Origin of the sequence: Plantactinospora sp. B5E13, assembly GCF_039871775.1 — a bacterium.
In the GTDB taxonomy this organism is placed as follows: domain Bacteria; phylum Actinomycetota; class Actinomycetes; order Mycobacteriales; family Micromonosporaceae; genus Plantactinospora.
This window is the reverse complement of the sequence record NZ_JBDPLT010000090.1, coordinates 1-9,442: the sequence shown is the minus strand read 5'-3', so window position 1 is coordinate 9,442 and position 9,442 is coordinate 1. Positions and strand designations below refer to the sequence as shown.

Sequence of the window (9,442 nt, the reverse complement as noted above, 5' to 3'; positions counted from 1 at the left end):
CGTCCAGACCAGCCTTCTTCGTCGCCTTCACAATCGCCTTCACGTTGTCCGCCTGCTCAGGCGAGATCGGAATCGACGCCTGCGCACCCTGCACACCATGCGGAACCAGCTTGTCCCGCGACGGCTTACCGTCATCCTTCTTGTGATCACCCTTGTCCACGACCACGGACTGCGCCACCAGGTTCACCCCGTGATGCTCAGGGGCGGCCTGCGCGGCAACCGCCGGACCCGCGACAGCGCCACCAACAAACGCCAGACCAGTCAGACCCAGCGCCGTCCTACGAACCAGAGAAGTCTCAGTGATGGCCGGAATCCACCGACCGAACAGCGTGCTGTTCATGATCGTCGTTCCTTCCAATCGGGGATGAACACCCACACGCAGAGGGGGCGCGTGTGAAGTGCCAGAGAGAAGAACAACGGCCCACACCAGAAGAGAAAGAGGACACCTTCCGGGGACCAGAAACAGCCGGCACCAGGGGGCGGTGCTCAGCCGAACGCCATATGTAACGACCGGCAGCCCCGGATCATTCCCAGACCCGAGCCCATCAGCCCAGCCCAGCGGCCGTCCTACTCGGTCGTACGCGTAATGTAACGACCCCCAACCCCCGATCATTCCCCCGACCGAGGTTGATCATGACCCCGAACCGGACACCGGGAACAAGCCGGCCAAACGTGTCCGGGTCACCGCTCGGGCGGGCCCACCAGCGGCATGCTCGTGACATCCGTGATCCGCGCATAACTCGGTCCGGCTATTCGCATCAACGGATCGACCACCCGGGTGTCGACCTTGAGCCCGTCGACGGCGGTGTCGTCGACATGTACGTACACGATCTCGCCGGCGACAAATGCCGATCCGCCGGTGCCGAAAGGCGTGGTGGAGGACCACCGACACTCCATCCGGATCGGCGCCCCGGCGACGCCGGGCACCTCGACCGCAACCGACGGCACCAGGTCCACTCCGAGCAGCTCGGCCTCACTCTGCTCGGGACCGTAGTCGACGGACGACCGGTGTACGAGATCCCGCATGGCGAAGGTCGGCACGTTGACCACGAACTGCCCGGTCCGCTCGATGTTGCGGCGGGTGTCCTTCGGCACCCCAGACCGGGATCCGATCGAGATACCGACCATCAGCGGGGTGTAGGAGATGATGGTGAACTGGCTGAACGGGGCGAGATTCAGCACACCCTCGGGTGAGCGCGAGGTGATCCAGGCAATCGGACGCGGTACGACAAGCCCGGTCAGCAACCGGTACCGCTCGCCGGCGTCCAGGCGTGCGCAGTCGATTTCCATGGCTACTCCCCACCCGTCCCGAGAATGTCCGAGGGCGCCGTGCCGGAATCGGCCAGGGCGAGCCCGAGCGCGACACGTTCGACGATCCACCGGCTCGGCCGGTACCGGGGATCGCCGGTCTGCGCCAACAGGCCGTTGAGCACCGCCAGGATGCGGTCCGCCCCCACCCGGTCACCCCAGGCCAACGGTCCCGTCGGATACCCGAGCGCGAGGCGTACCGCGGTGTCGAGGTCGTCCGGCGTGGCCAGTCGGGCCTGCACGATCGAGGCGGCGGTGTTGACGACGGACGCGAGCAGGCGTTGGGCGACGCCCGCCGGACCGTCGCGGACGACGGAGACCGCCCGACCCGTGCTGGCGAGCGCGGCCCGCGCGACACGGCCGACCTCCGGGTCGAGTCCCGGGTGGACCGCGAGGACAAGACGGGTCGCGGTGTCGCCGAACGACTCGACGCCGCTGGTACGCCGCAACGGCAGTCCTCGACGCCGTGCCTCCTCGAGGGTGCTCGCGCCCTCCGGCGCGATCAGGACGACGGACCGCTCCCCCGGCCGCCCACTCGGTTCGACCGTCACCCCCACCTCCCGGAGCAGGGCGGCGAGCGACGGATCGTCGGTCCAGACCGGGCGGTCGACCGGGACCATGGCCGGCGGAACCGGTTCCGGTGGCAGTTTCGTGCCGTCCCGGTAGCGGTAGAAACCCTCGCCGGTCTTGCGTCCCAGCAGTCCGCCGTGCAGTCGGGTGCGCAGCAGCGCCGACGGACGCAGCCGAGGTTCGGCGTAGAACCCCGACCAGATCGACTCGAGGACCGGGACCGAGACGTCGAGCCCGGTGAGGTCCAGCAGTTCGAAGGGCCCCATCCGCAGGCCGAGTACGTCCCGGGCGATCGCGTCGATCTCGGCGGGTGCCGCGATCCCCTCCTCGAGGAGCTGGAGCGCCTCGGTGACGTACCCCCGACCGGCGTGGTTGACCAGGAAACCGGGGGTGTCGGCGGCCCGGACCGCGACGTGCCCGGTCCGGCGTACGAGTTCCGTCGCGTGGTCGATGACGGACGCCGCGGTCCGGACCCCCGGGACGACCTCGACCAGACGCATCCGGGGCACCGGGTTGAAGAAGTGCAGACCGAGGGCACGCTCCGGCCGGTCGAGTACGGCGGCGATCGCGGTGACCGACAGGGAACTCGTGTTCGTGGCGAGGACGGTCGTCGGCGCCAGGGCCGACTCGAGTTCGCGGAACAGGCTCCGCTTGACCGCGAGGTCCTCGACGACCGCCTCGATCACGACGTCGCACGGTTCGGCGGCGGTCGGGTCCGCAAGCCGGGTGACCCGGGCCGCGACCTCGGCGGCGATTGCCGGGGCACGTCGACCGGTCGCCACCTCCCGGGCCAGTTGGTCGCCGATCCGGGCCAGGCCGCGGTCGAGCGCGGCCGGGTCGACGTCGGTCAACCGCACGCTGGCTCCGCTCGTCGCGAGCAACTGGGCGATACCCGTACCCATCGCACCCGCCCCGACGACCCGGACCCGTGCTGTGCTCTCGGTCATCGGCTCTCTTCCCGACCGGTCATGGTGTCACTCTCCGGTGAACCGTGGCTCGCGACGCTCGAGGAACGCCCGGAGTCCCTCGTCGTGGTCGCGGGTGCCGAACATCAGCTGGAAGGATCGCCGCTCGGTCTCGACCGCCCCGGTCAGCGGCTCGTTCTCGGCCGCGCGGGCCACCTGCCGGATCAGGGTCACCGACAGTCGTGAGAAGGCAAGGATCCGTTCGGCGAGCGAGACGGCCTGGGTGAGCGCGTGACCATCCGGGACGATCTCGCTCACGATCCCGAGCCCGTACGCCTCGGTCGCCCCGACCTGGTCGCCGGTGAGGACGAACCGCAGGGCCCGGTGTCGCCCGGCCGCGCGGACCAGCCGACTGAGCCCGCCCGCCCCGGGTACCAGCCCGACCCGGATCTCGGGCTGGCCGAACCGTGCCGACTCACCGGCCACCACCAGGTCGCAGGCGAGCGCGAGTTCGCATCCGCCGCCGAGCGCGAAACCCTCGACCGCGGCAATGGTCGGCTTGTCGAGCTGGTCGACGACGTCGAAGACCTCGCCGGTACGCAGCCGCAGATGGTCGGCGACGCTGAGCCGGGCGAGTTCGCCGATGTCGGTACCGGCCACGAAGTAGCGGTCCGATCCGGTGAGCACCACGGCGCCCACGGTCCCGTCGGCTTCGGCGGCACGCAGCGCCGAGGCGAGGGCGGACTTGGTGGCGAGGTCGAGGGCGTTACGCCGGTCGGGTCGGTCGACACGGATGACCCGTACCGGGCCGTGGTCGTCGACCCTGACCGGCACCGGATCCGGGGACTGGTCGGCGGGCCGGACCGGTTCGGGCGCCGGGCTCATCGGCCGCGCCAGACCGGGGTGCGCTTCTCCAGCACCGCCTGGGCGGCCTCCCGGGCGTCCTCGGTCATCATCAGCCGGGTGCTGTAGCCCTGTTCGATCGGATAGCCACGTTCGACCGGCAGACCCTCGACCTCGTTGAGCGCCGTCTTGCCGTAGCGCAGCCCGACCGGGCTCTTGCCGGCGATCCTGGCGGCCAACCGGTCGGCGGCGGCCGGCAGTTCGGCGGCGTCGACCACCTCGTCGAAGAGGCCGATCCGGTACGCCTCCTCGGCGTCGACCGGCTCCCCCGTGAAGAAAATCCGGCGCAGCGCCCCCGGTGGGACGAGCCGGCCGAGGTACGCTCCCCCGCCGCAGCGGCCGACGTTGATCTCGGGTAATCCGATCGTCGCGGACCTCGCGGCGATCCGGATGTCACAGACCGAGGCGAGTACGGCACCCGCGCCGAGGGCCGGGCCGTTGACCGCCGCGATGACCGGCACCGCGCAGGTCCGTACGCTCTCGAAGGTGGCCCGGACGACCAGGGCTCGGGCGGGATCCTCCTCGGCGGTGCTGGCCAGGAACTCGCGCAGGTCGAGACCCGCGCAGAAGGCGCGCCGGCCGGCCGCCGTGAGCACCACGCAGTGCACGTCCCGCGATCCGGAGATCCGGGTGAAGACGTCGGTGATCGCCCGGTAGTCGTCGAGGGTGATGGCGTTGACCGGTGGACGGTCGATCACCACCCGGGCGACCGCGCCGTTCCGCTCGACCCGCACGTGGCCGGTCCCGTTGTTGTTCATGCCGCCCCCAGGTCGGGAAATCCGTACAGCCGGGCCGGGTTGTGCACCAGGATGCGTTCCCACTCGGGCCCGGGCGTCCACCGTCGGAAAAGGTCAAGCAGTTCGCCGACGTCCGGCACCTGATGGTCCAGGCGGACGAACGGCCAGTCGGAGGCCCACAGGAGACGGTCCGGGTTCGTCTCGAGGAGCGCGTCGTGGAACGGTCGCGCCTCGGTGAACCCGTTCGCCGCCGTACCGACCCGGCAGACCGGGATCTTCACCCAGGCGACGCCGGCCGCGACCAGGGCACGTACCTGGCGGAAGGCGGGTGCGTCGACGCCCGCCTCGACGTCCGGTTGGGCCAGGTGGTCGAAGACGACCGGCACGCCACGCTCGGCGAGGACGGTGCCCCACCGGGCGCAGTCCGCCGCACCGGCCCAGAGTTGCGCGTGCCAGCCGAGTTCGGCGAGGCGTGGTGCGAACGCCTCGAGCGCGGTCACCCCGACGCTTCCGGGTGGCGCCGATGTCGCCGGCAGGCGCGGCTCGATGAACCGCAGGCCCCGGACCCCCGCCTCGGCGAGCCGGTCGAGGGTCCGGTCGGAGATGTCGGGCCGGGCGACGCCGACGCCGACGAGTCGGCCACCCGCGGCCCGCAGTCCGTCGAGGAGTACGGCGTGGTCCTGCGCGTACGGGCCGGGTTGGACGAGGACCCCGCGGCTGAGCCCGACCGTGTCGAGCATCTCGAGGTAGCGGGCGCTCGGCGTCTCCGGCACGGGATAGCCCGACGGACCGGGCGGGTACGTGGCGAACGGGCCGAACGCGTGCGCGTGGCTGTCGGTGGCGCCGGGCGGCGGTGCGACGTGGGGTGCCCGGGGCAGTGACCGGGGCGGGGCGGTCAGCACGGCTTCCCCGACCCGGTCGCGGGCTCCACCGGCTTCGCGGCGCCGGTCGCGGGTCCGCCGGTACGGCGACACGGTGGCAGGCCGGGCAGCCCGTCGCCGGCCCGTCCGAGCGGCGGCAACGGTGCCGGAGCACCGTCCGGAACCGGCACCTCGTGCACGTTGAGCGTCATCGAGACCAGGGTGTAGTAACCGATGACGCTCGACAGGTCGACCATGCCGACCGGTCCCCAGCGTCGCAGGAGGGCGCTGTACAGGTCGTCCGGCACGTCACCGTGCTGCTGCAGCAGACGCGCGAACTCGTACACGTCGGCGCAGTCCGGGTCGGTGAACTCGGGCGGCCGGCCGGTCCGGATCGCCTCGACGACGGCCGGCTCGATTCCGGCGGCGACCGCCGCCGGCGCGTGGACGTACCATTCGACCTGGGCGTTCCAGCGTCGTGCGGTGACGATGATCGCGAGTTCGTTGAGGTGCCGGGGCAGGCTCGTGTCGAACCGGAGGAGCTGCCCGAAGTGCTGCCAGGCGTCGGCGAGGTCCGGCCGGTGCAACGAGACCCGCAGCGGGCCGACGAGGCGACCACGCGGACCCTGCACGATCTTGTCGTACACCTGCCGCTGGGCGGGGGTCATGGTGTCGGTGGGGAACAGCGGAATCCGCATCGTGTCTCAGTACTCCTCGATGCCGAGTTCGGCGAGCACCTCGGCGGTGTGCTCACCGAGCAGCGGCGGGTGGCGGTCCGTCCGCAGCTCGGCGTTGCGGAACACGTACGGGCTGCGTACCTGCGGCACCGTCCCGGCGAGCGGATGCGGTACCTCGACGACCGTTCCCCGTTCCCGGGCGTGCGGGTCGGCGAGCGCCGCGCCGACCGAGTTGATCGGACCGCACGGAACCCCGGCCTGGTCGAGCGCGGTGGCCCACTCGTGCACCGGACGGGTCCGCAGGATCTCGCCGACCAGCGCCTCCAGCTCGTCGATGTGGCCGACCCGGTCGGCGTTGCTGCGGAACCGCTCGTCGGTGGCCCAGCCGGGCTGCCCGAGCACCGCCGCGAACCTGGCGAACTGGCCGTCGTTGCCGACGGCCACCGCGAGGTGTCCGTCGGCGCACCGGTAGACGTTCTGCGGCTGGATGTTGGGGTGCCGGTTACCCCGTCGGACCGGCTCGCGCCCGGTGACCAGATGATTCATCGCCTGGTTGGCCAGGAAGGCGTGCTGCACGTCGAGCATCGCGAGGTCGATGTACTCGCCCTGGCCCGTCCGGTGTCGTCGTTCGAGGGCGGCGAGCACGGCGACCGCCGCGTACATGCCGGTCATCAGGTCGACGATCGGCACCCCGACCTTCTGGGGGCCGCCGCCGGGCACCTCGTCGGGCGCGCCGGTGACGCTCATCAGGCCGCCCATCGCCTGGACCATGAAGTCGTACGCCGCCTGGTCACGCCGTGGCCCGGTCTGGCCGAAGCCGGTGATCGAGCAGTAGATGAGCCGGGGGTTCAGGTCGGCGAGTGCGTCGTAGTCGAGGCCGTGCCGGGCCAGGGTGCCGACCTTGAAGTTCTCCAGCACGATGTCGGATCGACCGGCGAGGGTACGGACGACCCGACGCCCCTCCGGCGAGGCGAGGTCGACCGCCACCGACCGCTTGCCCCGGTTCACCGAGAGGTAGTAGGCGGATTCCGAGGTCGGATGTCCGGAGCGGTCCGCCAGGTACGGCGGTCCCCAGCTCCGGGTGTCGTCGCCCAGCACCGGGCGTTCGATCTTGATGACGTCGGCCCCGAGGTCGGCGAGCAACTGGCCGGCCCAGGGGCCCGCCATGATCCGGCTGAGGTCGAGAACCCGTACCCCCTCGAGCAGGGCGCTCATCGCCGCTCTCCCGCAAGTTCGGTATGCATGGACCGCGCACCTCACCGTCTTGGTCTGACCAGCCTGGTTCCGTCGGCGGGCCACCGCAAGCAAAGAGTCATAGAACCAGCTTTATGACCTTACGCTAGCAGCGGCTTCCGAGGCGGGTCAAGCGCGGCGTGGCGACCCGGCCGCCGGCGGCGTCCGCCAACCAGACGGAACAGGACGACGGACCGGCCGGCGGCGACCGGCCGGTCGCGGGGATCAGGGGCCCCGGCTCAGGTCACCTTCACGTCGAGACGGATGACATCTCCGCGGTAGACGCCGTCACCGACGAAGATGACGGTGCCGGAGTCGTCGACCGCGGTCCGCCCAATGTGCACGACCGGCGCGTTGAGCGGGATGTCGAAGGTGTCGGCGAGCAGCACGTCGGCCATGCCCACGGTCAGGGTCTGGTGGACCTCGGCGATGGTCAGCCCCTCGAGGTCCTTCAGCATCCGCAACGTGGTCTTCGTCGCGAGCGCCTCGTCCGAGATGCGGGACGCGAGCCGCTCGTCGACATACGCGTCACCCTTGTAGTAGACCTGCCCGTTGCGGGAATGCCGGCGGCTGATCCGACGGTAGCTGGGGGCGAGACCGCCGATCTCGTGCGGCACCAGCGGCGGCAGCGTGCCGTGGCTGACGCCCAGGATCTCGATGCTCACTCCCTCCGGAGCCAGCAGCAGACCGGACCAGTCCGTCGGGATCTCGTGCCAGAGCGTCTGTCGGCTCCGCCCCGTGACAAAGGTGCCCTTCGCCCGGAAGCGTTCGATGACCCCGTCGGCCTCGAGGACGTCGAGCGCCTGCCGTACGGTCGCCCGGGCGACCGAGAACTCGGTCGCGAGCTGGTCGATGGTGGGGATCTGTGCGCCGACCGCCCACTCGCCGGAGTCGATGCGCCGACGGAACAGGGTGCTCAGCTGGATGTACCGCGCGACGGCACTGCGGCTGAAATCAACCCGGGATCCCTTGATCGTGCGCCCCATTATCGTGCTCCTCGCCCGGCTACGGTAACGGCCGAATCCCGACTACCCGCGTCCGGGCGCCGCCGGGCAAGCTGCACGATACCAAGCCCACTCCCGTAGTTGCCGTGTTCGATGACCGCGCCGGAGTCGACCCACCGCGCGGCATCCGACCCGGACGGCACCAGGGGCGCTCCCGGACCCGTCGGACGGGCCGATTCCGCAGCGCGCGGACCCGTTGACAGCACTGGTGGCCTCCGGTAACTTGCCGCAAAGATCATAAGTCCAGTTTATAGGGCGGTAACAGGCTGATGGTAGGCGGCAGCCGAGACGGCGGACTCCACACCCCTCCCCGTTCCGGCGTGTTCCCACCTCGTCGAGAGGAGAGATGACGCCATGACGGCGGCTGTTCCCATCGCCATCCAGGGCGTACGCAAGACGTTCAGCACCCCCGGACGACCCGAGACAACCGCGCTGGAGAGCGTGGAGCTGACCGTCGGCGCCGGCGAGTTCGTCTCCATCGTCGGCGCCAGCGGCTGCGGCAAGACCACGCTGCTGCGGGTGCTCGCCGGCCTGACCGCACCGTCGAGTGGCGAGGTCCGGATCGGCGACCGGGTGGTAACCGCGCCGGACCGCTCGGTCTCCCTGATGTTCCAGTCGCCGACCCTGCTGCCCTGGCTGCGCGTCGTCGACAACATCCTGCTCCCGCTCAAACTGCGCGGCCGGATCGGCGCCGACGAGCGGGAACGGGCCGGTCAACTGCTCAACCAGGTCGGCCTCGGCGACTTCGGTGACCGGCTACCCCGCGAACTCTCCGGCGGCATGCAGCAGCGGGTCGCGCTCTGTCGGGCGCTCATCGCCGCACCGACCGTGCTGCTGCTCGACGAGCCGTTCGGCGCGCTGGACGCGATGACCCGCGACCAGATGAACCTCGACCTGCACCGGCTGTGGGCCTCCACGTCGCTCACCACCGTACTGATCACGCACAGCATCTCCGAGGCGGTCATGCTGTCGCAGCGGGTGGTGGTGATGTCGCCCCGCCCCGGCCGGATCGTCGACGTCGTCGACGTACCGCTGCCGGCCGAACGTCACGGGGAACTCATCGACTCCCCCCAGTTCGCCGAGACCGCCGCTCGGATCCGCTCCCACTTCGCGAGGCACTGAGCCTCGATCCACCGATGCGGTTCGTGTTGATCGCAGTTGAATAGATTTGATCCGATGTGGTTTCGGGGCAGGGTGGATTCGCCGATTACGTGGTCGGCTTGCTCGGGGCAGGGTTGTGCGGGG

At 70.5% G+C, this 9,442-nt stretch carries 9 protein-coding genes and 1 pseudogene; 1 reads left to right on the top strand and 9 read right to left on the bottom strand.

The genetic code is table 11. From position 1 onward, the window contains the following. From ABGB05_RS36630 to ABGB05_RS36590, 9 genes and pseudogenes are all read right to left on the bottom strand, one after another. Positions 1–340, bottom strand: a pseudogene (locus ABGB05_RS36630) (hypothetical protein); the annotation flags it as partial. A gap of 341 nt (positions 341–681) precedes the next feature. Next, entirely contained in the window at positions 682–1,290 is a 609-nt protein-coding gene (locus ABGB05_RS36625) for a flavin reductase family protein (RefSeq protein WP_347658625.1), read from the bottom strand. A 2-nt stretch (positions 1,291–1,292) separates the two neighbouring features. Next, entirely contained in the window at positions 1,293–2,825 is a 1,533-nt protein-coding gene (locus tag ABGB05_RS36620; protein ID WP_347658624.1) for a 3-hydroxyacyl-CoA dehydrogenase, read from the bottom strand. Positions 2,826–2,852: 27 nt separating this feature from the next. Then, positions 2,853–3,668, bottom strand: coding sequence for an enoyl-CoA hydratase-related protein (locus ABGB05_RS36615; protein WP_347658623.1), 816 nt, complete (start codon positions 3,666–3,668; stop codon positions 2,853–2,855). Then, positions 3,665–4,444, bottom strand: a complete 780-nt coding sequence (locus ABGB05_RS36610; RefSeq protein ID WP_347658622.1) for an enoyl-CoA hydratase-related protein — start codon at positions 4,442–4,444, stop codon at positions 3,665–3,667. Before ABGB05_RS36610 ends, ABGB05_RS36615 begins: the two co-directional genes overlap by 4 nt. Continuing rightward, complete coding sequence (locus ABGB05_RS36605) at positions 4,441–5,325, bottom strand: amidohydrolase family protein (RefSeq protein WP_347658620.1); 885 nt, start codon at positions 5,323–5,325, stop codon at positions 4,441–4,443. The genes ABGB05_RS36610 and ABGB05_RS36605 overlap by 4 nt, the downstream gene beginning before the upstream one ends. Continuing rightward, entirely contained in the window at positions 5,319–5,981 is a 663-nt protein-coding gene (locus ABGB05_RS36600; protein ID WP_347658619.1) for a carboxymuconolactone decarboxylase family protein, read from the bottom strand. Before ABGB05_RS36600 ends, ABGB05_RS36605 begins: the two co-directional genes overlap by 7 nt. 6 nt (positions 5,982–5,987) lie before the next feature. Next, a complete protein-coding gene (locus ABGB05_RS36595) occupies positions 5,988–7,175 on the bottom strand; it encodes a CaiB/BaiF CoA-transferase family protein (protein ID WP_347658618.1) in 1,188 nt (395 codons plus the stop codon). 257 nt (positions 7,176–7,432) lie between these two features. Next, a complete protein-coding gene (locus ABGB05_RS36590) occupies positions 7,433–8,179 on the bottom strand; it encodes a GntR family transcriptional regulator (RefSeq protein WP_347658617.1) in 747 nt (248 codons plus the stop codon). 372 nt (positions 8,180–8,551) lie between these two features. On the opposite strand from ABGB05_RS36590, the gene ABGB05_RS36585 reads away from it, so the two are divergent. Then, on the top strand, positions 8,552–9,319 hold the full coding sequence (locus ABGB05_RS36585) for an ABC transporter ATP-binding protein (protein WP_347658616.1): 768 nt from the start codon (positions 8,552–8,554) through the stop codon (positions 9,317–9,319). Positions 9,320–9,442 lie beyond the last annotated feature (123 nt).

Coding starts and splice junctions, on each gene's coding strand:
- ABGB05_RS36625 (WP_347658625.1), bottom strand. CDS start 1,290: ATGGAAATCGACTGCGCACGCCTGGACGCCGGCGAGCGGTACCGGTTG.
- ABGB05_RS36620 (WP_347658624.1), bottom strand. CDS start 2,825: ATGACCGAGAGCACAGCACGGGTCCGGGTCGTCGGGGCGGGTGCGATG.
- ABGB05_RS36615 (WP_347658623.1), bottom strand. CDS start 3,668: ATGAGCCCGGCGCCCGAACCGGTCCGGCCCGCCGACCAGTCCCCGGAT.
- ABGB05_RS36610 (WP_347658622.1), bottom strand. CDS start 4,444: ATGAACAACAACGGGACCGGCCACGTGCGGGTCGAGCGGAACGGCGCG.
- ABGB05_RS36600 (WP_347658619.1), bottom strand. CDS start 5,981: ATGCGGATTCCGCTGTTCCCCACCGACACCATGACCCCCGCCCAGCGG.
- ABGB05_RS36595 (WP_347658618.1), bottom strand. CDS start 7,175: ATGAGCGCCCTGCTCGAGGGGGTACGGGTTCTCGACCTCAGCCGGATC.
- ABGB05_RS36590 (WP_347658617.1), bottom strand. CDS start 8,179: ATGGGGCGCACGATCAAGGGATCCCGGGTTGATTTCAGCCGCAGTGCC.
- ABGB05_RS36585 (WP_347658616.1), top strand. CDS start 8,552: ATGACGGCGGCTGTTCCCATCGCCATCCAGGGCGTACGCAAGACGTTC.